Source organism: Rossellomorea sp. YZS02, from assembly GCF_033963925.1.
Classification (GTDB): domain Bacteria; phylum Bacillota; class Bacilli; order Bacillales; family Bacillaceae_B; genus Rossellomorea.
This window is the reverse complement of record NZ_JAXBLY010000005.1, coordinates 184,750-209,545: the sequence shown is the minus strand read 5'-3', so window position 1 is coordinate 209,545 and position 24,796 is coordinate 184,750. Positions and strand designations below refer to the sequence as shown.

The 24,796-nt window shown below is 43.0% G+C and carries 24 protein-coding genes and 2 riboswitches; all 24 genes read right to left on the bottom strand.

Features of this window, described 5'->3' with window-relative positions:
* Nucleotides 1–567: 567 nt before the first annotated feature.
* Nucleotides 568–1,596: an alpha/beta fold hydrolase gene (locus tag SLH55_RS07245; RefSeq protein ID WP_320323084.1), complete on the bottom strand. Its 1,029-nt coding sequence runs from the start codon at nucleotides 1,594–1,596 to the stop codon at nucleotides 568–570.
* A 17-nt stretch (nucleotides 1,597–1,613) separates the two neighbouring features.
* Nucleotides 1,614–1,805 carry a hypothetical protein gene (locus SLH55_RS07240; RefSeq protein WP_320323083.1) on the bottom strand — a complete coding sequence of 64 codons (192 nt, stop codon included), beginning with the start codon at nucleotides 1,803–1,805 and terminating at the stop codon, nucleotides 1,614–1,616.
* A 12-nt stretch (nucleotides 1,806–1,817) separates the two neighbouring features.
* Nucleotides 1,818–2,579 (bottom strand): SDR family oxidoreductase, encoded by a 762-nt coding sequence (locus SLH55_RS07235; RefSeq protein WP_320323082.1) that lies wholly within the window; start codon nucleotides 2,577–2,579, stop codon nucleotides 1,818–1,820.
* A 217-nt stretch (nucleotides 2,580–2,796) separates the two neighbouring features.
* Nucleotides 2,797–3,600 carry a hypothetical protein gene (locus SLH55_RS07230; protein ID WP_320323081.1) on the bottom strand — a complete coding sequence of 268 codons (804 nt, stop codon included), beginning with the start codon at nucleotides 3,598–3,600 and terminating at the stop codon, nucleotides 2,797–2,799.
* On the bottom strand, nucleotides 3,557–4,630 hold the full coding sequence (locus tag SLH55_RS07225) for a polysaccharide deacetylase family protein (protein ID WP_219165873.1): 1,074 nt from the start codon (nucleotides 4,628–4,630) through the stop codon (nucleotides 3,557–3,559). Before SLH55_RS07225 ends, SLH55_RS07230 begins: the two co-directional genes overlap by 44 nt.
* Complete coding sequence (locus SLH55_RS07220; protein WP_320323080.1) at nucleotides 4,596–5,555, bottom strand: NAD-dependent epimerase/dehydratase family protein; 960 nt, start codon at nucleotides 5,553–5,555, stop codon at nucleotides 4,596–4,598. The genes SLH55_RS07225 and SLH55_RS07220 overlap by 35 nt, the downstream gene beginning before the upstream one ends.
* A gap of 2 nt (nucleotides 5,556–5,557) precedes the next feature.
* Nucleotides 5,558–6,706 carry a glycosyltransferase family 4 protein gene (locus SLH55_RS07215; RefSeq protein WP_320323079.1) on the bottom strand — a complete coding sequence of 383 codons (1,149 nt, stop codon included), beginning with the start codon at nucleotides 6,704–6,706 and terminating at the stop codon, nucleotides 5,558–5,560.
* Complete coding sequence (locus SLH55_RS07210; RefSeq protein ID WP_320323078.1) at nucleotides 6,672–7,877, bottom strand: O-antigen ligase family protein; 1,206 nt, start codon at nucleotides 7,875–7,877, stop codon at nucleotides 6,672–6,674. The genes SLH55_RS07215 and SLH55_RS07210 overlap by 35 nt, the downstream gene beginning before the upstream one ends.
* On the bottom strand, nucleotides 7,864–9,204 hold the full coding sequence (locus SLH55_RS07205) for a lipopolysaccharide biosynthesis protein (protein ID WP_320323077.1): 1,341 nt from the start codon (nucleotides 9,202–9,204) through the stop codon (nucleotides 7,864–7,866). The genes SLH55_RS07210 and SLH55_RS07205 overlap by 14 nt, the downstream gene beginning before the upstream one ends.
* A 44-nt stretch (nucleotides 9,205–9,248) precedes the next feature.
* Nucleotides 9,249–10,028, bottom strand: coding sequence for a tyrosine-protein phosphatase (locus tag SLH55_RS07200; RefSeq protein WP_219165877.1), 780 nt, complete (start codon nucleotides 10,026–10,028; stop codon nucleotides 9,249–9,251).
* 25 nt (nucleotides 10,029–10,053) lie between these two features.
* Nucleotides 10,054–11,400, bottom strand: a complete 1,347-nt coding sequence (locus SLH55_RS07195; RefSeq protein ID WP_320323076.1) for a polysaccharide biosynthesis tyrosine autokinase — start codon at nucleotides 11,398–11,400, stop codon at nucleotides 10,054–10,056.
* A gap of 30 nt (nucleotides 11,401–11,430) precedes the next feature.
* Entirely contained in the window at nucleotides 11,431–12,093 is a 663-nt protein-coding gene (locus SLH55_RS07190) for a sugar transferase (RefSeq protein ID WP_320323075.1), read from the bottom strand.
* A gap of 249 nt (nucleotides 12,094–12,342) precedes the next feature.
* On the bottom strand, nucleotides 12,343–13,800 hold the full coding sequence (locus tag SLH55_RS07185; RefSeq protein WP_320323074.1) for a S41 family peptidase: 1,458 nt from the start codon (nucleotides 13,798–13,800) through the stop codon (nucleotides 12,343–12,345).
* A 153-nt stretch (nucleotides 13,801–13,953) separates the two neighbouring features.
* Complete coding sequence (gene metX, locus SLH55_RS07180; protein WP_320323073.1) at nucleotides 13,954–15,027, bottom strand: homoserine O-acetyltransferase MetX; 1,074 nt, start codon at nucleotides 15,025–15,027, stop codon at nucleotides 13,954–13,956.
* Nucleotides 15,028–15,225: 198 nt separating this feature from the next.
* Entirely contained in the window at nucleotides 15,226–16,521 is a 1,296-nt protein-coding gene (locus SLH55_RS07175; protein WP_219165881.1) for an O-acetylhomoserine aminocarboxypropyltransferase/cysteine synthase family protein, read from the bottom strand.
* Nucleotides 16,522–16,782: 261 nt separating this feature from the next.
* Nucleotides 16,783–16,900: riboswitch (SAM riboswitch) on the bottom strand.
* An 88-nt stretch (nucleotides 16,901–16,988) separates the two neighbouring features.
* Nucleotides 16,989–18,128 carry a PLP-dependent aspartate aminotransferase family protein gene (locus SLH55_RS07170; RefSeq protein ID WP_320323072.1) on the bottom strand — a complete coding sequence of 380 codons (1,140 nt, stop codon included), beginning with the start codon at nucleotides 18,126–18,128 and terminating at the stop codon, nucleotides 16,989–16,991.
* A 129-nt stretch (nucleotides 18,129–18,257) separates the two neighbouring features.
* Nucleotides 18,258–18,638 carry a DUF302 domain-containing protein gene (locus tag SLH55_RS07165; protein WP_226676326.1) on the bottom strand — a complete coding sequence of 127 codons (381 nt, stop codon included), beginning with the start codon at nucleotides 18,636–18,638 and terminating at the stop codon, nucleotides 18,258–18,260.
* Between the two features lie 74 nt (nucleotides 18,639–18,712).
* Nucleotides 18,713–19,294 (bottom strand): redoxin domain-containing protein, encoded by a 582-nt coding sequence (locus SLH55_RS07160; RefSeq protein ID WP_320323071.1) that lies wholly within the window; start codon nucleotides 19,292–19,294, stop codon nucleotides 18,713–18,715.
* Entirely contained in the window at nucleotides 19,287–19,901 is a 615-nt protein-coding gene (locus SLH55_RS07155; RefSeq protein ID WP_320323070.1) for a hypothetical protein, read from the bottom strand. The genes SLH55_RS07160 and SLH55_RS07155 overlap by 8 nt, the downstream gene beginning before the upstream one ends.
* 18 nt (nucleotides 19,902–19,919) lie before the next feature.
* On the bottom strand, nucleotides 19,920–20,495 hold the full coding sequence (locus SLH55_RS07150) for a class I SAM-dependent methyltransferase (protein ID WP_320323069.1): 576 nt from the start codon (nucleotides 20,493–20,495) through the stop codon (nucleotides 19,920–19,922).
* A 233-nt stretch (nucleotides 20,496–20,728) separates the two neighbouring features.
* Entirely contained in the window at nucleotides 20,729–20,965 is a 237-nt protein-coding gene (locus SLH55_RS07145) for a hypothetical protein (protein ID WP_219165887.1), read from the bottom strand.
* Between the two features lie 126 nt (nucleotides 20,966–21,091).
* A riboswitch (cyclic di-GMP riboswitch) is annotated at nucleotides 21,092–21,179 on the bottom strand.
* Nucleotides 21,180–21,324: 145 nt separating this feature from the next.
* Nucleotides 21,325–22,653 carry a murein hydrolase activator EnvC family protein gene (locus tag SLH55_RS07140; protein ID WP_320323068.1) on the bottom strand — a complete coding sequence of 443 codons (1,329 nt, stop codon included), beginning with the start codon at nucleotides 22,651–22,653 and terminating at the stop codon, nucleotides 21,325–21,327.
* Between the two features lie 39 nt (nucleotides 22,654–22,692).
* The gene (gene ftsX, locus SLH55_RS07135; RefSeq protein ID WP_320323067.1) at nucleotides 22,693–23,577 is read right to left on the bottom strand and encodes a permease-like cell division protein FtsX; all 885 of its coding nucleotides are present in this window, start codon (nucleotides 23,575–23,577) and stop codon (nucleotides 22,693–22,695) included.
* Complete coding sequence (gene ftsE, locus SLH55_RS07130) at nucleotides 23,567–24,253, bottom strand: cell division ATP-binding protein FtsE (RefSeq protein WP_098351957.1); 687 nt, start codon at nucleotides 24,251–24,253, stop codon at nucleotides 23,567–23,569. Before ftsE ends, ftsX begins: the two co-directional genes overlap by 11 nt.
* Nucleotides 24,254–24,796 lie beyond the last annotated feature (543 nt).

The window sequence follows — 24,796 nt, the reverse complement described above, 5'->3', positions numbered from 1 at the left end:
GGGCGTGAGTTGAGCCTCCTCGGGCTTTGCCCTGTGGGGTCTCAACTTTCACGCTATTCCCGCAGGAGTCGAGCACCTTCCGCTCCAATCAACTAGACAGATGAAAAGTTTTACGATCATAAAGGAAATGTGGAAATTGTGTATGCCACTGCTTTTACATTAATTTCATTGACTGATTTTTTGTCCTTTACTCTTTTAAACTGAGGTCACAAACCATCAAACCATTTTGCTCTGTCAACTACTTACTACTTTAGAGGGTGCAGGGTACTGCGTAGACTCATACGGAAAACGGGCGTGCCGAGACCCCGGAAGCGGTTTTTTCTGAGGAGGCTCGGCCGAACGTCTGAGGAAAGCGGGACTGTTCCCTTCACCCGACTGCACCACACCCTATAAGACAGAGCATTCGCAAATCTTCGTCTGTATATGAATAGCAACAATCTTTGCGAAAACAGCCTTTTAATTAAAATAAGATAAAATAAAATCCTTAAAAACAAAGAAAGCAAAACTTAAATATTCCAACGGGTAATCCACTTCCCAATCCATCATCGTCATGTTTCCCTCCTTTCTTTATTTCGAGTGAGCGTGTAACCACTCTTTAAGTCCGGTTGAAATTCCATATTTAATAAGACTGGCATGTCCCCCTGCCACCTCTGATAATTGCTTATCCTCACTCGAAATCAGGTCTAATAATGGAGTGCTGATGGATGTTGGAACCAAATGATCATATTGAGAAGAAATCATGTAAGTGTTGGATTCTATTGTTTTCAGATCGACCTTTTCCCCGGAGAGTGTAAATTCCCCTTTCATCAAAACATTTTCTTTAATGAAATATGTGAGGATATCCCTTGCCATCGCACCGGTTAGGGAGAGATGATCATTGGTCCATTGATTGAAGCGAAGCCAGTAATCCGTATATTCCTTATCGTAGGCTCTGTTTAAAAGTGAAAAATAGGGAGAAAGGTAAATAGGCGCGGTCAATGCCCTCATTCCATAGCGGACGAAGGGTGCGGGGATGATATTCATTTCTTCCACGAAAGCCGGGACATCCAATTCATCTTTTTTCAAAGCTTCGACCCAACTGCGATAATCCGGGATTTGATTAAAGTCGATGGGGGTGACAAAAAGCATAAGATTCTTGATGAGTTGAGGGTGTAACGCTGCGTAGATGACAGCTAGCGTCCCTCCTAAACAAAAGCCGGAAAGGGAAAGCTGATTTTCACCACTATGTTTAAGCGTTTCCTTTATGCACGGGTCCACATAAAGAGAAAGATACTCCGCCAAACCGATTCCTCTTTCTTCTATTACAGGTTCACCAAATTCGAGAAGGTAGACATCATATCCTTCCTTCAGAAATCCCCCTATCATACTATGTTCTTTGGTCAGATCAAGAATGGATGGTTTGTTGATATGTGAATATAGTAAAAATACGGGGATCAGACCATTTTTATTTTCGGAATGATAGTACCATAGTTTACTGTTGTATCGATTCCAGATTTCTTCCCTTGGAAAGTTCGGCTGCCACTCGCTTTCATTTTGCAATGTGTCAATGAAGCCTCTCCACCTTGCGACTTCTTTTTGATTATTCTCTTCTTTCATCGTGTTACCTCTATTCTTTATTCATTTAATGTCGTTGCCTGTGGAAAGAGCAGAGTTTGAAATAAATTCACGATAACGTGGAATAGCTGCAGCCATTGCTTGACGGATTCTACAAACACCGGGTCGTCCAATTTCACTTTAATCGCTTGATTCAGCTCATACTCCACACTCATCCATAGCTTTTTCATATCTTCATAAAATGGATCCATGTCTTCCCCTCCTTAAACCTGTGCACGGATGCCGCCATCCACGATCAAAATATGTCCATTGATATAATCCGAGGCAGTAGAGGAAAGGAAGACGGCAACACCTTTCAAATCTTCTGGCTGCCCAAATCTCCGCGCAGGTATATGCTGCTTGATCATGTTTCCCTGACTGGCGAATAATTCCTTTGTAATTTTCGTAGGAAAGAAACCGGGTGCGATGGCATTCACCTGAATATTATGAGGCGCCAGCTTCACTGCAAGATCCTTCGTCAGGGTCATGACCGCCCCCTTACTCGTATTGTAGGGAACGGTATCCATCAGCATGGGATTCGTCCCGCCAAATCCGGTCACGGAAGCAATATTAATGATCTTCCCACTTTTCTGACCCACCATGATTCGGGACACTTCCTGTGAAAACAAAAAAGCCCCCTTCACATTAACATCCATCACCTTGTCCCACTTATCTTCAGGGATGTCGGCAAAAGGGCCGGTCCAGGACGTCCCGCTATTATTGATCAGGATATCGATTCTGCCAAACTCTTTCATCACCATTTCGACTACGTTCACAACATCTGATTTCTTTGTCACATCGCAAGGGATGGCGAGTGACTGTACGCCTAGATCCAGGAGCTCCTTCTTCACTTCTTCACACGCCGGGAGGTTCCTCGAACATACGACCACATGCGCTCCCGCTTCTCCCAGCGCCATGGCCATCTCTTTCCCAAGACCCCGTCCACCGCCTGTCACGATGGCGACTTTGTTTTTAACTGAGAACATTCTATCAATCTCCTTTCTAGTAAATTGAGGGTCATTATTATAATAGATAGAACGGGAGAATGAGTGATTACTATTTCAGAGTTTCAGTAAAATTGAATGAAATGCCTTTATCAAAATGGCATATCCACAGCTGAAACAATAATTTCTTTCCATACAAAAAGACCTCTCTGAAAACAGGAGGTCTAATGATGTTCGGTTATATTTGATAGAAATATTTCTATTTAAAGCTATACTCTAAGAAATCCGGCCTCTTTCTCCATTTTTGACTTAAGATAAATAATACTATTTTTCCCGGAAGGCTATGGGCTATATAATATTTGTATTCTATTACTTCCCTTCCTCCGAAACCCTTTTTAAAGTCAGAAATATTCTTCATGGCTTTATCCTCATCATCATCGAATGATATACCGACAAAATCATAAATCTGATAATTTTGCTCCTTAAAGTATAGGATATCGTTCCAATGAAGAAAGCGATTAGCCCTTCCGATTCGATTTCTTTCTTGATTATTTCCGAATTCAAACCGTCCGGAACATGAGTGAATCATGCTCGCTTTTCCTTCTGTCAGGGAATACGCATGCGAAGCCAGTTTACGCCCATGCTCATCTATCACTTTCGTTATCACAAGCATTCCTTCTTCACCTAGGGAATTCAGTTTACTGTAACTGCAGGATGGGATATCTTTCTCCTTTGAAAACGGGATGAAAAACTGAACAAATTCCTTAATGTCTTTTGGAGAGGGATGATCTATGATTGTGACTTCAAAAGAATCTTTAGAGGCCCTGTTAATCTGATACCGGGTGGTTCGATTCATTCCCTTGAATAATTCTTCTTCTGTTTGCTCAAGATTCAGATGGAGGGTCTTAAACTTTTTAAGCATATGGTATTTGTCATCAGACATATGTTTAGGAAGTTGAGAAACGATCGTGATGTCTGTTTTTTTATGAGGTCTATCTGTTTCAATTGTTCCGTATAAATCAGTTATATCTAACATCCATTTCTTCCAGTAAATCGGCTTCATCACAAATCCCCCTATTATAATTAAATTCCCTTTGTAGTTCTGTCATATTTAGACTTCTCATCCCGTACTCTTCCTTCAATCCAGAGAATACTTCAAAAATTCGATTGAGAAATTCAAGATTTTCTCGCAAGTTCGAGTTGAAATTATGTGGGTGCCACCACAAATGATAGGTTTGGCCGTTCTGCGCAGCATACGTTAGATCGTCCAGAATTCTTTTAAGACGAAGGGATTCAAGCCTTTTTAACCTTGGACAATAAGGCCTGAGGAACCTGCTTGATGGTATATTCAATGGCATAGACCCATCACTTTCCTTTAGGGAATACGTATTGTGTCCAGTGAGATTGAAATAGGCATCAAGAAAACGGAGAGCGCGCTTCACATACCTCTTATTTTCACCCGTCTTCAAATCGTAAATCCAAGATTTTTCAGTACCCCGGTAGGAAGTGATCCCTTTACTTCTGCAAAGCTGGACATACTCCTTCTTTATCTGGTTACGGGGAAAAACAATGCTTTTTGGTTCCTGCCGCACCTTTTTCATTACTTCTATGGCTTTACTGAGATCAGCATTAAATTCTTCGATTGTCTGACCTTCTTCTAAGCAGTAATAATGGGAAAAGGTGTGGGTGCCGATCTCTTGGTTTTTTGCCTTTGCTATTTCACTGATCATTGAGGGGGAAAAGTGAAATTCATAATGATCTCTATCATTTTTTATAGAATTAAGATACACATAGGGCGAAAGCTGTGAATCATGATAACCGGGCAGTTTTGCCGGAAAATCTTTTCTCAACTCTTTGAAATTTTGATAAAACATAAAGCCGACAACGGCCCATGTGGCATGGATATTATATCGATTGAAGCTTTCCAATATGGATGAAACCACATGTTCAGCATCTTCTTCAGATTGATCTTTATACGTTTTAAAGGGAAGCTGGTCCTGCATTCCCCAATAGAGCTCAAAATCCAATGAAATAACTAGAGTTCCTGGTTGATTTTTATTAAATGGAGTGACTTTTTTCCCAAGCAGTTTCATGACTCCTCCTTCTCTTTCTTTGAATTTCATTCAATGCTTCACGAAGGCCTTGTTCCAATGAGTATCGAGGAGACCATTCCAACTGCGCCCTTGCTTTTGAATAGTCCAGGGAGCTATGTTCAATATCACCTTCCCTTGCAGATTCGAACTTGACTGATAAAGGTTTTTCGCTAATTTTGGATATTGAGTGTATGAGTTGATTGATGCTCAGCTGTGTTTCTGAACCAATATTGATGATCTTGTTCTCGCCGAGTTCAAGTGACTGGACACAAGCCTCAGCAACATCCTTCACATATATGAAGTCCCGGGTTTGATTCCCATTACCGAAAACCTGGATGGGTTTATCCTGTGACGCATTGTTCAGGAAGATAGAGATTACGCCCGCTTCGCCTTCTGATGTTTGTCTTGGTCCGTACACATTGGAAAATCGGAGGATCGTATAAGGTAAGGAATTTGATTGGTAATACATTTGAATATAGTTTTCAGATGTCATCTTGGATAAACCATAGGATGAGGTAGGCATAAGCTGATGACTTTCATCGATCGGCAGGTTCAGAGGAGTTCCATACACTGCCGCAGAAGAAGCAAAGATGAATTTTTTCAGATGGTATTTTGCACTCAGATGAAGAAGGTTAATGGTCCCGATAATGTTGACTTTTCCATCCTCCTGCGGATTCTTCATTGAATAGGACACAGAAATCTGTGCTGCTAAATGGATAATGACATCCGGCTCTTCCTTTATGAATACTGTTTCAATTTCCGGACTGGTGATATCCATTTTGTAAAATGCAACACCATCTGGAATATTTTCTTCTTTGCCAGTGATAAGAGAATCGATCATTATAACAGAATGTCCTTTTTCTTGTAGACTTTTTGTAACATGATACCCTATAAATCCCGCTCCGCCCGTTACCAATACCTTCATCATTACACCTCTCTACTCTTATTTGGAAGTCCGACTGGTCTCATTCCAATACCATTTAGCTGAACTGCCTTATACATCTCTATCGTTTGATCACTCATATGTTCAAATAAGAAGTGACTCTCATATCTCGTTCTACTGCATTGCCCCATTTTATTCATCAATTGTGGGTCAATGAGCAGCGTCTTTAACCTTTCCTTTAATGTCTCTGAGTCATTCCTTGGGATCAGAAAACCGTTCTTCCCTTCATCAATAAGTTCTCTCATTCCTCCTACATCCGATGCAACGATGGGTAACCCGGCTCTCATTGCTTCAATGACACTGATGGGAAGTCCTTCATGCCTTGAGATTAATACAAATAGATGTGAGTCTGCCAATAGTTCGGGTATATTTCGTCTGTTCCCAAGGAAATGGACGCGATGTGCAATGGAACTCCTTGCAACCATATCCTTTATCTCCTGCACTAAAGGTCCGTCCCCCACCAGATCCAGCTCCCAAGAGAGCTCCCGGATGTTTTCCAGTGTGAGGAGAAGGCGTCGGTGATCCTTTGGGGAGGCAAACCTTGCTACCATGATTAATTTGGGTTTGGACCCCGATGGATTCCTTCGGAGATTTTCGGGAACATCTGGAACACTGTTATGGATCGTCTTCATTTTTGATTCGTGTATGATCCGGTGCTTTTTAGCTAACTGATAGTCATAGTTTGAAACGGTTATGATCCCATTGGATATCTTTCCTGCAACCCTTTCAAGAATGGCATACATTCTTCTTTTCCTTTCAGGCACCCCCTCAGAAAAGGCCCATCCATGGGCTGTAAATACAGTTGGGACTCGACAGATCTTTCCAGCGATACGTCCCAGCATACCTGCTTTCGAAGAGTGAGTAGCGAGAATATCAGGTTTTAGTTTCTTCAACCACTTGCAAAGCTCGTTCAATGCAAACCAATCTTGTATTGGATGGATCTTTAATTGAAGATGTATCAACTCTTCGCATCTAATTCCTTTCTTCTGGAGCTCATCGGTGACAGGTCCGCTCCCCATGGAGAGGACGACTACTTCATGTCCCGCTCTCATAAGGCTCAGGGAGAGATCGAGAACATGAACTTGAGCTCCCCCTACATCATCCATTCTTGTAATGAATTGTATGACTTTCATATACTCCCCCCTCTTGTTTAAGAATACTGTCGACAGTGCACCAGGGTAAGGCAAGCAGCAGCCAGAAATGGCGCCAGTGCAGTGTATCGATAAAGAAACTATTGAAAAGTAAGCCGATGATGGATGCAAGAATCACAACAAAATAACCCTGATACACTCCTTCCGTCTTCCTGATATTCCGGAAGCAAGTCAACATACTCATCCCCACAAAACCAATAAAAGAGATAAACCCCAGAAATCCATTTTCAGTGAGTATCCTCACATATAAACTATGAGTAGAATGATTGAACATCATCTCCGATTGCCCCGACCCCACTCCCAGAGGATGGGTCAATGCGGCTTCCAACGATTCCTTCTGTTTATCAAACCGGGTATTATCGTATTCCTGATATCCTAACCGCTCATGAAACAGATCGACTAGATCAGTAGATGCCATAACAAAGTAGAGAATCGGAAGAGAAGAAAGAATAAGGAGAATGATAATACCGATTCGTTTGTTGATATTCCCTTTAAAAAACATAAAATAAATGAAAAGTGCGACGACAAGATGCCCCCAGGCAGCACGGGAAAAGCTTAATGAGACGGCTAAAGAGAGGACAATGAAACTGATGAACATCCATACTTTCACTTTTTCTCTCCCAGTCACCATCTCAATCTTCAGTAGCAAGAAAAGTGCCGCAGGAATCACAAAGGGACCGAACACATTCGGATCTTTAAACATCGACTTTATTCTTCCCGACCACATAAATAAATCTGAAAACGGAAGTAGGTTGAAGAAGGAACCGAGACCGATTACGGCCGCTGCCATTGCAGCAATTACGTATCCATTAAATATGGTCTCAAGAGCCTTTTCTTTATATATGGAGACCACGCTCCCGATACAGATCCATGTCAGTACGAGGTAAAACGTGATGACGCTATAGCTGAGACCATGGACAGGATCCTTTGCAAAATAGAGTGAAGCCAAATTACACGTTATAAATATGATCAGCAGAAGCATTGGAGCAGGGAGCTCCATCGAAAAGGGGATCATTTTCTTCAACATCAATGCGATAAGGATCATTAACAGAACATCATAGGGAGAAGGCTCAACAAATACGATTGAGCTGCAAGCCAATGTAAAATAAAGAAACGAATTCAGCCAACCGGGAAGAAATTCATTTAGCTTCACTGGCTTCAACTCCTATTTCACATTTCAATTGATCTTGGGTCACACCTTTTGTTCTCATTGCATACCAGGCAAGAAAAGCAACAACCAAATATCCTGCGGAACCCAGAACACTTAAACAAAGCAGGGACTGTATGGATGAGAATTGGGAATGGATCGAAACCAATACTGCAGCCAACAAGAGAACAAAACGAACGAATTCCCCAATAAGATGTAAATGTTGGGCTTCAAAGACATAAAAGTTTGATGTAATGGGATTAACGACCATCTGGAAGAAAAATAGAATCGCCATCACTTGGATGTAGGTCCCTGATTCAATCCACCCTTCGCCAAACACATGTCCAAATGTCCATGGTGCGGCTACTACAATGATGCATATGATCAAGGAACTTACACCAGACAGCTTCCACACCATCTGCCAAAAAAGGGAGTTCAATGGAGTAGTGGTGGAACGCTTCTGTTTTGTGGCGCTGGCAAAATACACTTGTTTCACCGAGAACCCGATCAGGGCGTCTGGAATCGAAAGTACCCGCTGACCGAGCATATAAAGGCCTGCAGCTTTCGACCCGAATGTTGCGGCGATGAAGAAGACAGGCAAATGACCACTGGCAACACTTAATATGGACGACCAGCTTGATATAAGTGGAAAGTACTTATAGCGATTGGCCAACATCCCCATTTTTTTTAGATTGATTTGATGAAGGCGGACTCTAATGGATTTAAAAGACAGCCTGAGTACTGTACTGCTGCCTACCATCCTTCCAACTACCTCTCCTGCAACCAAACCAACCGGGCCAAAATGAAGAAGACCCAGGCTGATTTGCGAGAATACTTGACTCATGTTCATAAACACTTTCCCCTTAGCCATGAAGGGGTAGGCTTCCCTCCTTATGAGCCACGTATTCAATACTTGAAAGACGCCAAAACCGAATAAGCTCAAAGGCAGTAGCCATAAGTACTCTTCTAAATGGGGAATGTTCACGATGGATGCCATGAAATGCCGGAACAACCAGACCCCAATCAAGCTTAAAACACTCATTCCAGATACAATTATCAATGAAAGACTTAAGAGATTTACCGCATCATCCTCATCCCTTGGCAGTGGGATAGCCGATTCATATAATAAGGAAGCCATCACCGATGTCGTGTACAGGATGGATACATAAATGGAATATCCACCAAATTCTTCAGGTGTGTACAATCGAGTCAACAATGGAGTCGTCAATACGATGACGATGAGAGATATGGCTGTGCCTGAAACGAGAATGGAGACGTTACGATAGAAGTTTCCTTTAAGGATAAGAGCCTTTAATTTTTTTATGAATTTCATCTCCTTGTACCACCTTAATCACGTATGACTTCATGGGAGCGGCATCACTTAAATCCGATCAATCTCTGTTTTCTCCTTATTTTCTCTGGTGTAAAGCTGGTGAAATCCATGCCATTGGCAATATACACGGCATTGGCACGAAAGTAATTGGTATACATAGCCGAAAATTCATGTTGGATCGCTTGATAGGCTTCCCCTAATGTAAACGTCCTGGAATGATGATTATGAGCGTCAGATGCCACAACATGAACATGATTGTATTTGATCAATTCATAGGCAAACTTTTGAATACTCTTTCCGAACTTACCTAAGATACTACCAGCGTTCACTTGGAATAGGGCTCCTTTTTGAAATAAGGAATACAGCAGCTCCGGCTTTTTCCTCAATTCTTCATTACGTTCAACGTGGGCAATGATCGGTACGTACCCCACCAATTGAAGCTTATAAAGAATCATCTCCGTATAGGAGGGGAAATGACTATTAGGGAGCTCGATCAGCACGTACTTATTCGTTTCATTCAGAGTCAACAAAATGGAGTCCAATTTCTGCAAATCCTCCGCAACTTCTCCGTATAAATGGATTTCCATTCCCGGAAGTATCGTAAGCGGGATCTGACGCTTCTTCAATTCACGATTTAGTTCCATTACCTGATGGACAATGCGATGCCCTTTATTAAAATGGAGTCCGTTCCCTTGATGGGGAGTGGCGATGACATGTGAAATACCCGTTTCCGCCGCTTGTCCTGCCATTGAAATCGATTCTTCAAGTGTCACGGGGCCATCATCAATACCATGTAAGATATGGTTGTGTATATCTACAATCACACTGATTCCTCCTCTGTTATAACGATTAATAGTAATACTGAACTTTCTTGGATGGAGCGATTTCATTCAGGATGGTACCGAGGATTTCCGTTTTCACCTGCTGCAGTTGCTGAATTCCATCGGACACTTCATCACGTTTGGATTTTTGGGCATTCACGACGAATATACATCCATCCACTTTGTTGGCTAATGCCAAAGAATCTGATACGACCATCGGCGGACTGTCAATAATGATATATTCATACTCTTTCTTAAGCTCTTGCAGCAACTGGTCCATTCTCTTTGATGACAGAAGTTCTGTAGGATTCGGAGGTATGATTCCGGCGACGATGACCGAGAGATTCGGAATATGTGTTCCTGATACAATTTCCTTCGCTGTAGAATATCCTTCTAGATAGGAAGTAACCCCTTTTCTACTGCTGACACCAAAGAGGAATTGTCCATCAGGTCTCCTTAAGTCACAATCGATATAAACGGTTTTCTTATTATCGAGTGCCATGACGATCGCAAGGTTGGCACTGGTCAATGACTTCCCTTCATTTGGATGCTTACTTGTCACCATTAATGCAGAAGCAGCATTGTTCTTCGTTTTATACTGGACAATCGTCCTTAGCGAACGATAAGCCTCAGCAAGAGGGGAATGAACCTCTCCGGCTTTTAATAGATGTTGAGATAAGCCCCCGCCCACCTTTTTAGACTTCTTCATATGAGGAATCCCACTCAACACCGGAAGGGATAATGCCTCTTCTACTTCATGGATGGTGATTAATTTCATATCAAAGTGTTTCCTATAGAGAACCCATGTAGCAGACAAAATAAACCCAATGACCATAGACAGAAGGATGTTGATCATTTTATTGGGGCGTACCGGCTTATCACTTGGACTGGCAGATGAAAGAACATGAACATTATCGATATCCATCACTTTCTTTACTTCTTCTTTAAACGTCAGAGCTACTTCATTCGCAATTTCTGCTGCGTTTTCAGGATTCGGGCTCTCAGCGATGATGGAAATGATCTGGGAGTTTTCGTTCGTGACTACACTTGTTTGTTTAACCAGCTCTTCCTTACTGATGCGCTGGTCAAGCTTATCTTCGACCTTATCCATGATCCGGTCACTCTTGATCATGATACTGTAGGTTTCAATTAAACGGATATTGATTTCCACTTCATTAAGTGATAAGTCTTCCCCATTCCCTTTCACGACCGTACCATTGACCAGCAGATCTGTCTTGGATTCATACATAGGAGAGAGCCAGAAGAACGTGATGATGGCCCCCAGGACCGTCGTGAGTATTGTGGTCAGGATAATGAATTTCAAACCGTTTTTTAGCTCTTTCAATATAGCTTGATAATTAAATGATTGCTCCACCCCTACACTCCTTTCAACCTCCGTTGTTCTCTAATAAGAACCACTACGCCGCAAAACAGTACCGATTGTCTTCAACAGGATCTTGAGGTCCAACCGGAGAGATTGATTATAAACATAATATAAATCGTAGAATATCTTCTGTCCGTGGTTCATATCAGAGCGCCCATTTACTTGGGCATATCCGGTCATTCCGGGTTTTACTAATAATCTCTGTCGCTGCTGTTCATCATAATATCGAGTGATGCGTGGCACTTCCGGTCGTGGACCTACCATACTCATATCACCCTTTAGAACATTCAATAGTTGTGGTAATTCATCGAGGCTTGTTTTACGAAGAATCTTTCCCAGGGTGGTAATATCCGGATTGTGTTCCCCTTTGAACACGAAGTCATCAGGGACTTTATCTTTCCAGCCGTACTCTACTTCATTGGATTCCCTCATGGTTCGGAATTTATAAATAGTAAAGGGAGTATGATTGATGCCTGTCCGGGTTTGTTTAAATATGACCGGGCGACCATCCATCATCATAATGAGCAGGTATATCAGGAGAAAGATCGGGCTTAATAGAATCATAGAAATCAAACTGATGACGATATCCATCATCCTCTTGCTGTTCAACTTATCTATTCGAGTCTTAATGTCCACCTGCTCCAGTGCAACGCTCTCTTCATGCATTTTACTTGGTTCTATCAATATTCCTCACCTCCTTAAAAAAAGTAATTAGAAATAATGTTAATTTACTATATTGAGGATAAGGACTATATATTCATTACTTGTTATCTATTTTTTCAATCTTGCACCTCCTTTTAGTCATATAGAACCCTTAATTGGTAAATTAAGTTATATTATTCGACATCCATTCCTATATCCCCTCTTTTTTCACGAATAAAACTAAAAAAAAGAGAAAGGTTCATTTCACTAAGAACCTTTCTCTTTAGCAGACTATTCTTTATCAGTTCCTTTTGCTGTTCTTTCAATATACTCCAAAGCCGCCTGCAGCTGCAGATCATTCTGCTCATTCTGCACCGCTTTTACTATTTCTTCCTGTAGTCTCTCCCCAGTTTTGGCATCGATGATTCCCGTGACATCCATGCTTTCCTGGATCTGGAAGTCCTTGACGGCCTTAGCGGTTTTCTTGCTGAAATATCCATCGACCCGATCAAGTGTGAAGCCTAACCCTTGAAGCATTTCCTGGGCATTTTTCACCTGTTCATTGTTTATGCCTTCTTCCAATGGCTTCTCCACCTGAAGGGGATGGGCATAGAAGTAGGATGGCTGTCTGACCGGGATGTCCGGCTTGATTCCCTTCTTATGGATCCAGTTCCCGTTCGGCGTCAGCCATTTGAACATCGTCAGCTTGATGTTGCTGCCGTCCCCCATCGGCACTGCCTGCTGTACGGTCCCTTTCCCGAAGCTCTTCGTCCCGATCAGGGGATAGCCTTCTGCCTCTTTCAGCGCACCGGCAAGGATTTCAGATGCAGATGCACTGCCCTCATCGATAAGAACGACGACAGGATACGCTTTTCTTTCCTTACTGTTCGAGAAGGATTTCAGCACCTCTCCGCTTCGTTCCTGGATTTGGACATACGGTTTTTTCTCAGTGACGAATTGTTTCAGGATTTCTTCCACACTCGACAGGAGTCCTCCAGGGTTGCCCCTCACATCCAGGACCAATCCTTCCACTTTTTTCTTTTCAAGTTCTGCCAGCTGCTTTTTAAAATCGATGGCGGTATTTTCCGAGAAGGTGGTAATTTGAATATAACCCGTTTTCTTACCATTGACTTCCTTCACATCCGAGATGACCGTTTCAACCGGGATATCGTCCCGTTTCACGGACACTTCGATTGGATCCGACAGTCCTTCTCTCGTGATCTCCAACTTCACTTCCGTACCCTTTTTCCCTCGTATTTTCAACGTTGCCTCGTAAAGGTCGAGGCCGTCGATACTGTTCCCGTCCACCTTGATGATGCGGTCATTCGGTTTCAGTCCCGCTTTCTCGGCAGGTGAATTTTTAAACGGTGCCACGATGACAAGCTTCCCGTCCATGATCGTGACCTCCGCACCGATTCCTTCAAAGGACGAATCCAAGGCGTCATTGAATTGGGACGCGGTCTCTGCGTTCATGTATACAGAGTACGGATCATCGAGGGTTTTCAGCATCCCCTGGATCGCACCTTCCACGAGCTGCCCTTTGTCTACATCCTGAAAAAACTTATCGCTGATCAGATCATAAGCGACCTCTACCTTGTGAAGCTTATCATTAAGCTCCCCTTTACCATCGAACTGAGCAGGCTCGTCCCCTGCCAAATCAGCCCATTCCAAACCTCCATACATTCCTCCTGCACCGATCAGCATGCTAATGATGATGGTGATGATGAGCCTTCTGCCCGTCCACTCCATATATTCCCCTCCAGCTAGTCGTTTGTTTATGGTCTGGATGAAAATCTTCCACCCAACGAAAAAAGACACCACACAAAAACGCGCTAAGGCGGTGCGATGTCTTTGCTTATCTAACTATATGCCGGAAGGGGACGAGTTATGATTGGATGGAGATTATTTGATGTTCGTCGCCATTCTTTGAACCTGATGGTGTTTGAGATGGGAAGAGATGATCCCTCCCCACTTCTCAAATTCCACTAAAAATCCGTCATGACCGAATGCTGTCGGGATATAGTAGTGCTCCCCATTTGATACTTGTTCCGTGAAGTCTTTTAAGTATTGAGGGGAATAGATCAAATCACCCTCGTAGCTGATGGAAATCAGCTCGCACCGATAGGATTCAGCGACTTTATCCACACCTCCCCTTCCTCTTCCGATATCATGGGTATTCATGGCTTTCAACAAGGTAAGATAGCTGTTGGGATCAAAACGCTTTCCTAATTTCTTTCCTTGATAATCCAGATAGCTCTCTACATTAAATTGCTCATTCGTCCTCTCCCGCTGAAACCGCTGATCGAATAATTCCTGGGTCCGATACGTCACCATCCCGACCATCCTTGCGATCTCCAGCCCTTTTAAACCGGCTCCCTGGGGATAGTGTCCGTTATAAAATTCTGGATCCCCTTCGATCGCCGTGATCCCGATATGATTGAACGCGAGACCATAATCATTCAGTGCCGGTGAGACAGCAAGGGCGAACACTTTATTGATATAGGAAGGGTACAGCACTCCCCACTCAAGCGCCTGCATACCACCGAGTGAACCTCCGATCACAGCTTCTACGTGCTGGACGGATAGCTGCTGCAGCGCCTCATATTGGGCATGGACCATATCTCTTATCGTGATGTGGGGGAAATCCGGACCGTATCGCTCTCCGGTATCCGGATTGACGGCCGTTGGACCACTGCTTCCTTCACACCCTCCCAATACATTGAAAGCAACCACATTGAATCGCTCCGTATCAACATACGACCCGGGGCCAATCAGTCCAGCCCACCAGCCGCGGTCCTCACTGGTACCTTTGACAATATGGGTTCCAGTGAGGGCATGACATACGAGGATGACAGGGCCATCTTTACGACCTGTACGCTCATATGCAAGATGAACATTTTCCAACTCGATGCCTGATTCTAACGTGAGGGATGGGATGGTAATGGAGCTTACTTCGTACGAATATGAATTCTCCATTCCTCCACCTCCTTTTTGGTGTTGTTTGGGGTGATCGATGGGTTGAGTTTTTCCACCGACCATATGTCCCGATTAGTATTAAAGGTTCATTTAAATTTGACTGCAAGAAGCAGTTTCGCTGATATCTGTATACAGTAACCCGCTGGATGCCCTTTTACTAGCATCCAGCCCTGGATTTATCTTCAATAAACCTAAATCTTATACCTTCGACGTTTCCAACGCCACTTCAATCGCATGATCCAAATCCTCGATCAGGTCTTTCACAGATTCCAAGCCGACGGAAAGTCTTACAAGATCCTCGGTTACCCCGGTCGCGCGGATTTCCTGCTCATTTAATTGCTGATGCGTCGTGGAAGCTGGATGAATGATCAGTGATTTCGCATCCCCGACGTTGGCAACATGGGACCATAGGGAAATATTATCAACGACTTTCCGCCCTGAATCCCTGCCCCCTTTTATGCCAAAGACGACGATGGAGCCTGCTCCGTTTTTTAAATATTTTTGAGCAAGTGCGTGGGATGGATGCTGAGGCAGTCCAGGATAAGACACCCACGCGACCCCGCTGTGCTGATTTAAATGCTCCGCAATCTTCAATGCGTTTTCCGTATGACGTTCGATACGGAGGTGCAGGGTTTCAAGTCCCTGCAGCAACAGGAATGCGTTTTGAGGACTTAAGCAGGCACCGAGATCCCTGAGAAGCTGCACTCTAAGTTTGGTGATAAATGCAGCCGGGCCAACATCTTGTGCGTAGCGAAGTCCATTATAGCTTCTGTCCTCTTCCGTGAATCCAGGGAATTTCTCATGGTTCCAGTCAAACTTCCCTCCGTCAATGACGACGCCTCCGATTGCCGTCCCGTGACCACCGATCCATTTGGTTGCAGAGTGGATGACGATATCCGCTCCCCACTCGATCGGCTTGCACACGTACGGAGTGGCAAAGGTGTTATCAATGATAAGTGGAATGTGGTTGTCATGCGCCACTTTTGAGACCGCCTCGATATCCAGAACGTGAAGGCTTGGATTTCCAATCGTTTCGGCAAATACCGCCTTCGTTTTCGGCGTAATTGCTTTACGGAAGTTCTCAGGATCAGTCGGATCCACAAAATGAACCTTGATCCCGTATTTCGGCAGAGTCGTAGAGAACAAGTTATACGTTCCACCGTAGAGATTTGTGGCTGCCACGATTTCATCTCCTGCTCCAGCAATATTCAGGATCGACAGGGAGATGGCGGCCATTCCCGATGACACCCCAAGGGCCCCGATGCCTCCTTCTAACAAGGCAAGGCGCTTCTCCAAAACGTCGACTGTCGGATTCATGATGCGTGTATAGATGTTGCCAGGCTCTTCAAGGGCAAATAGTTTGGCTGCATGATCGCTGTTATCGAATACGTAGGAAGTAGTTTGATAGATCGGTACCGCTCTTGATCCTGTGGATGGGTCGGGCTCCTGGCCGCCGTGAAGTAGCAGAGTGTCGAAATCGAATGATTTGGTCATTGGGAATTCCTCCTGGTTTTTTTAGATTTGGGCTTTGGATTGGTTTACGGTTGGTTTGGTTTGGTTTGGTTCAGCTGTTGAAAAGGGTGGTTTTTTCAGCTGTTGATTATTGGGATGAATTCACCTGCTGAATTTTCAAAGAATATCAGCAGCTGAACTTCTCCAAACATTCTCCTGCTGAACACAAAAACTGAGAAGATAGAAGAGGTAAAAACAAAAAACCCTCTTCCTAAGAAGAGGGTCTAAATGAATAGGGTCCTCCTCTTATCTTTCAGGCAAATCGCCTGCAGGAATTAGCACCTTTTCATGCGACGCTTTAGCGTACATGAAGGTTGCCGGGTTTCATCGGGCCTAGTCCCTCCACCTCTCTGGATAAGAGCATATAGTTGTCAAAGTAAAAAATTCTTGCGTTGAGATGAATTATAAAGGGTAAGGAGCACCATCGTCAAGAGTATTTTCAGAATTTTTTATTTTTTAACAGAAGCTACAATGGCGTCTGTAAACTGAGCGACGATGTCTTCCCCATCCTCGATACCTAACGATATGCGCACCACATGGGTGTTGATGCCAAGTTTCTCCTGAGCTTCTTTCGGAAGGGCACGATGGGATGTTCCAAGTGGATACGATACCGTCGTTTCCACACCGGCCAGGGACGGGATGATTTTGATCCAGCCAAGGGACTTGAAGAATGTACTGATGTCACATGTTGGCTCAAGTTCAATCGTCACGATTGCACCGTTCCCTTTTTCTGATAGGTTGCTTGGGTAATAGACCGATTTCACTCCTCTGTTGTTTCGCAGTTCATCTGCAAGGGTCTCTGCGTTACGGGCCTGTGTCCCGACTCTCAGTGCCAGCGTTTTGGCACCACGGCAGGTCAACCAGGCTTCGAAAGGGCTTAAATTCGAACCAATATTGACCACTTTCTCTCTTGCTTTTTGGACAAGCTCTTCGTGACCTACGACCACCCCTGCCGTGATATCACTGTGTCCACCGATATATTTCGTCGCGCTGTGGGCGACCAAGTCTACGCCTTCAAGGAAAGGCTGGCGCAGAAACGGCGTGGCAAACGTATTGTCAATCATCGTTTTCAAGCCATGCTTTTCCGCCAAAGCGACCATTTTAGAGATATCTTCAACACGCATAAATGGATTTGTGACGGTTTCACTGTAAAGCAGTTTGGTTTGCGGAGTGATCGCTGTTTCTACTTCCTTCTCATTTGTAAAATCAACGAATGATGTGGTTATGCCGAATGAGTTCAGTTCTGCTTTTAACATATGGAAGGTACCACCGTACAAATCCTCTGCTGCTACGATATGGTCTCCTGATCGAACGACAGCCAGGATTCCCACGAGGATGGAGGATAAACCGGAAGATGTGGCGACACCAGCTGGTGCTCCTTCCAGGTCCGCCACCATCTTCCCCAGTTCATCGGTGTTGGGATTACCCGTTCTTGTATAGAGATAAGGAGACTTCCCCTCATAAAAGCCCTCCAGCTCCTCCAGTGAGGTAAAAGAAAATGCAGACGTCTGGTAGATCGGCGTCGTCTTACTGCGGATTTCCTCCGTTCCCTTAAGCTGACTATGTACAACCTTGGTGGTGAATTTCATATTTCCGTCATCCTTCCTTTATCTATGTATTTTAAAAAGTGTATCATATTCAGAAGATTGTGAGGAGTGAGAGATGTTGGTTTCCATAAAAAAAGAACCTGTCGCTTTGTTGCAACAGGTTCCCATCCATCAAACGTTTTCTAAACAACCGATCAAGCGATTTTCAATATCCAATGCCAACTCTTTCAGTTCATCATTATCAACCATCTCAATCAGCTTGCTCGGCTTCGCCATACCGACTTTGGTTGTTCCGCCTTCTGTGTATACCGTCACTTTACAAGGCAGGAAGTAACTTACGAGCATGCTTTCCTCCAGCACTTTCTTTGCTTCATGCGGATTGCATACTTCGAGCACGACCACTTCTTCATTGAAGTCCAGACCCTTATCCTGGAGCTTCCCGGCAAGGTCAAGATTCCAAAGAACACCGAAACTTTCCTCTTTAAGTGCGTTCTCAACGGCTGTCACCGCTTCTTTCACATTCATTGAAACTTCTTTTGTGTAATGGAACATATTGATCCTCCTTTTTGAGTCATGGTTACTTATACCTCATAGCGTATGTAATGAAACCAGGTCCGTCCCTCCCATTATTCCATCTGTTCGACCATTTTACCCATCATTTCTTCGTTCATGGGGCCGACGATTTTGTGCTGGATGAGGCCGTTGGTGTCGATCATATAGGTGGTCGGAATGGTAAAAGCTCTGTATTCGTCTCCGATATCACCTTTATCATCCATGAGGATCGGGAAGGTGAGCTCGTATCCATCGACAAACTGCTGGACCGCTTTCTTTCCGTCATCTTGGGAAGTCAGATTAACGGCAAGTATTTCGACATTCTCTTTATCCGCATTTTTTTCATAATACTGTTGCATATGGGGCATTTCGGCTTTACATGGCGGGCACCAGGTGGCCCAGAAATTCAGGATCACTTTTTTTCCCTGATAGTCGGACAGTTGAATGCTCTCGCCATTTAAAGTGGTGAGTTCAAAATTCGGCGCACGGTCACCTTTCGTCAGCCCCTGCTTGGCATTGCTCAGGTCCATGGACTCTTTGGCTAATTGTGCTGACTCTTGCTTTGCCTTTTTTTCCTGTTGATCCTGGAACAGGTTAACTAGAAAAATCCCAATTAGCAGTGCAACGATTGCCAGGGCAAAATTCCGTTTATTCAATATGGTTCCTCCTCCCGCATAAAGCAATTAGATAGATCATCACCACTACATACGTCCATGTAACGGTAGTGAACGTAAAACCTGTATTTAACGAATGAAACAGCAGTTGAAGCAGTGTGAAAACAACCACTAATTGCACTATCCATATTTCCCGCTTTAGTCCACTTGATTTTTTTAATAGAAACCAAAAGAGTGTCCCGTTGATGATAAGTTGGAAGATTTCTGAAAGGAAATCCAGTTCTAATACATGATGGACAAATTCAAAGGAAACCACCGTACTGACCCAGGCGATGACTACAATGGATGGGCTTACTCCCCTTTTTAAGGTTATGTATAAAAGTGCTGCCAGGATCCCCAGCCAGTAACCAACCCTTCCTCCATGAAAATACAGGATTGTAAGGGGATGATCGATGACCGTTTGAAAATCTACCACTATGACACTCAGCTTCCAGGTAAGAATAAAATAAAAGACCGCACTCGAATACCAATCGCTTGCCTTTCTATTCCAGAAATAGAGAAACAGATACGTCAGGAAGAAGGAGGCAATGATTGCTCCCCAGGAAGAAGGAAACGTGAATGAACCTATGGAGTACCACATTTCATGCATCGGTCACTACTCCCTTCACTAACAAGCGTTCTTTCTCACAACGATATAGTAGACGGACGGATGGAAATGCCCGACTGTTGTCGTGAAGCCCGCTGAAGTAAGTTGACGGTCCAAGTCCTCAGAAGCAAGCCTTTCCTCTATTGGCGGTCCCATTTCGGATTCTACAGCCTCCCAATCAAGAATCAACCAGATTCCATCGTCTTTAAACATGTCATGAAGATCTTGAAAAACTTTGATCAAATCAGGAGCTTCATGCAGGACGAAAGCAGATACAACCTTATCTAACGTTTCCTTGTTGAAGCTAAGATACTCAAGGGATGATTTCACATACACGATGTTGTCTATATCTTCTTCCCCAGCACGCTGCTTCAAGTACTCAAGCATTTCCTGTTGTAAATCTACTGCCTGCACCTTCGTTTCAACTATCCTGGCAATCGGAAGGGTTAAATATCCATTCCCACAACCCAGGTCTGCCACAATATCATCAGGTTTTAATTGAAGCATCTCCAATGCTTTGTCTACAGGCACTATGGCTTGCCGCTTTGGATCAAGCAGCTTTGAAGCTTTATGATGTTCAAATAAATGTCCGGTCATTGAAATTCCCCCGTTCAAATATATACCCTATTATGTATTAGTATCTTAAATCTCAAACCCACAATCAAGTTATTTACTCATAGTGTATCCCTTAGTTGAATTATTACAGATTTGTACGCTGGATGTGTGTCGGACCGTTGAACAAATAAGAACTATACCTGCCCTGATACGATTCATAAAACAAAAGGATCACCCCGATTATACAAAGGGTGATCCATAAGTATTCTTGCAATCTAGGCCGCTTTCAAACCTTCCAATATAAGCATAAAATATTTAACGCTGTCCCCACCGCGCTGATTGATTATTTCAATGTCGTGTAGGATCTTTTCAAGTTCTTCAGGACCGACACATTCCAGGAACATGTCACTGACTTCTTCAGCTGTATACTGTCCTATATGGGTGTACTTTAATGCTGTACGATTTCTTCTGCAGAAACTTCTCAATTGTCTCTTTATATCAGCTAACTCCAATACCATCATCCTTCTTACAGGTTCAATCCTTACTAATAAAGCATCTCTAGTAAAAAATATCCTACGAATCGGCAGGCAAAATCATACTAGCAAAATGCAACCATTAGTATTCATTGCTTCCGTTATTTCGGTAACCCGGCGATCATTATTTTAATAAAATGGAAGACCCGTGGCTTTGCGTCCTAATTTTTCAATTAGTTTGCCTTTTTCGAAAATCATTTAAATATATTGTCATTATACTAAAAGAAAGATGATATGAAAACACAATACCGTAATTAGTTGATGAATCCTTTATCCTAATACAGAGTGAAAGCATCCGATAAAAAACCCCATTCTACTAGAGAACGGGGTTTTAAAACTTAAAAGTTAATATATTGACGTGGATCTACAGCATTGGAATGAGATGCACTCCAAGATCCTCTGTAAAGTTCAAAGTGTAAATGCTGTCCAAATGAGAAGCCGGTGTTACCCATGTATCCGATTTGGTCGCCTTTATTCACAGCTTGTCCAGTACTTACTAATGAAGAAGACATATGAGCATATACAGTAGTGAACGTTTGACCGTTGATAGAGTGAGTAATGTATACAACATTACCGTAGCTTGAGCTGTAATGGCTTTTGATGACATATCCATCAGCTGCTGCTGAGATTGGAACACTTCCACGTGCCGCAATGTCTGTACCATAGTGGAATCTTCTTTCACCATTTAAGACATCCCATCCGAAGTTGGTAGTGATCGTTCCATGTGCTGGAGCTGTCCATGCTCCTGAGCTTACCGGGGCACTTGGCGCTGTTGACGTCGAGCCACCACCACTATTGCTTGACGTAGCCGCTGCACGTTTAGCTGCTTCAGCTTCAGCCTGACGTTTGCGTTCAATTTCACGCTGACGGGCTAGTTCTGCCAGGCGTGCTTGTTCTGCCTGGATCTCTCCTTCAAGCTGCTGCTCCATCTTAGCAAGCTCGTCTGATTCTTTTTCAAGATCAGCTTTTTCTACTTTTAACGTAGCCTGTTGAGCTTCTAACTGCTTGAATAATTCTGCTTTTTTAGCTTTTTGGCTATCCAGATCTTTTTTCAGGGACTGAAGATTCGCTTTTGAAGCTTCAAGGTCAGCAAGTTCTTTTTCTACTTCCGCCTGCTTTTTCTCTAATTCAGCTTGATCGCGTTTCTGTTCGTCCATGATTTTTTTATCTGCATTTACGATTGTATTTACTGCTGTGACACGGTTGATGAAGTCTCCGAAGCTTTCCGCTCCAAGAAGTACGTCAAGATAATTGGCTGAGCCGCCTTTCTCTTGAATCGCACGAGCGCGTTCTTTTAAAAGCTCGTTACGTTCTGCGATCTTTTCCTTTAACTCTTCAATATCTGCCTTAAGCTTATTGATTTTAGCAGTCGTTTCATTAATCTCTTTTGTTTTTTCTGTAATTTTTGTTTCTGTATCTTTCAACTTCGTGCTGATTTCAGTAATTTGGGATTGAATATCTTTCTGCTTGCTGATGTTTTGGTCAATTTGTGAATTTTTCTCATTTATCTTTCCATTGACCTCTTCCTTTTTAGAAGAAACGTCACCCTGCTGTTTCTTTAAGTCCTGCACAGAGGAGTTAGCGCTAGCAGTTGTAGCGAACGTTGGCAGACCCCCGATTGTTAATGCTGCTGCAAGTGATAATGATATAAAATACTTCCTGTTCAAGCGGCATGCTCCTTTCAGCTTCTATCAACCTATCAAATTTTACACTTTTAAGAATTTACGCACAGACATAAAGCTTCCCCAGGCACCGATCAGGCAACCCATCAGTAAAATCAATCCGTTTACTTGGTAGATAAAGGGGGTAAAATCTAATATCTGAATAAAATTGTTTTGTAGTTTCGGTTTAATAAATTCATAAGCATAGTAGTAACCTGTGGTGACAAGAGCGATCGGGATAATAGAACCTAAAACACCCAGCCATAATCCTTCTAATATAAACGGCCAGCGTACAAACCAGTTGGTTGCACCCACGAGTTTCATTATCTCGATTTCCCTTCTTCTTGCGACAATGGTAATTTTGATTGTATTTGAAATGAGGAACATGGCAGTGAATAGTAGACCGATAATTAATACAAGTCCTACATTTCTACTCATTTCCAGCACATTAAATAGTTTTTCAATCTTCGCCTCACCGTACAGTGCTTCATTTACACCGTCATATGAGCTGATTTGTCCAGCTATTTTTCCCGTATCACGTGGGTTTTCAGCTTTTACGATAAACACATCATACAGTGGATTATCTTGTTCAAATAATCTGAAATCGTCACCCAAGTCCTTGACGAGGTTCTGAAGCTCTTCCTCTTTAGAAGAGTATTCGACGGATTCAACTCCATTTATCTTTTGAATCTTCTTCTCAATCTGATCAATCTGGGATTTCTCAGTACCAATTTCAAGTAATACACGAACCTCAACGTCTTTCTCAATATCAGTCGCTACCTTGTTCATGTTTAACATCAATACGATAAACACACCTACAAGTAGCAGTGTTACGGTAACCGCACTCACCGATGCGAAAGTCATCCAGCCGTTACGGCCGATGCTCTTGAAGCTCTCTCTGAAATGCCTGCCATACGTTCTAGCTTTCATAACCGTAATCACCTCGCTGTTCATCCCGGACAATGCGGCCATTTTCAATGGCGATTACCCTGTGCTTGATTGTATTTACGATTTCACGGTTATGCGTAGCCATTATGACCGTTGTTCCACGGTTGCTGATTTCTTCAAAGATGTTCATGATATCCCAAGACGTTTCCGGATCAAGGTTACCCGTCGGCTCATCTGCAATCACAAGTTTTGGCGTATTCACAATCGATCGTGCAATCGATACACGCTGCTGTTCCCCGCCTGATAACTCATTCGGCAGCATTCTTGCTTTATGCTTTAACCCTACCAGGTCAAGAACTTCCATGACCCTCTTCTTAATCTGTTTTGGATGTTCTTCTATTACTTCAAGTGCGAAGGCTATGTTTTCATAGATTGTCAGCGATGGTAGCAGCTTGAAATCCTGAAACACGACTCCAACATTTCTTCGTAAGTATGGAACTCTACTATTCTTCAGTTTTGCGAGATTGATACCATTAACGATGATATCTCCTTTGGAAGGACGTTCTTCGCGGTACATCATTTTGATGAACGTAGATTTCCCGGCGCCACTTGGACCCACCACATACACAAACTCACCTTGCTTAATGTGGACGTTAAAGCCATTAGCAGCCATGACACCGTTGCTGTACTGCTTGTAGACGTCTTTCATTTCTATCATTTTCAAATCACCTAATTTGTATTATGTAGTTACCCTCTTGGCTGTTATCGACATATGTACACGGCACGTAACCCTAGTCGTCTTTACCACCGTTAGACAAAAAATGGTGAAAAAACTCGAATTACGCTTCCGAAAATAATTATAACATCACTTTATAGTAAGTTAAGGAAAAAAATTATTACATTTTCATTTCAGCACGTGAAAAAATGTGAATTTTTTACCTGTTTTGTTGTCGATTTTACCTATTTTTTGATGGAAAAATAGTACTTTTTATCTAATAACAGGTACTAATACTACACTCTAAAGTTTCAGGTTCTTAAAATGATAAACGTTAAGTTGATGCTATTCTGATTAAATTACTAGGTTATAATTGAGCTCAGCAAAATGAACCATGATGTAAGAAAAACTTCTGTAATAAACACTTAAAGAAGGACTAGGAAAAACTTGTGGATAAACTCTTAGGAGTAAGAAATGGTGGATATTTTATGTTGATGGAGTGAATCCATGCAAAAAAAGAAGAACCCCAACGTGGATTCTTCTCCT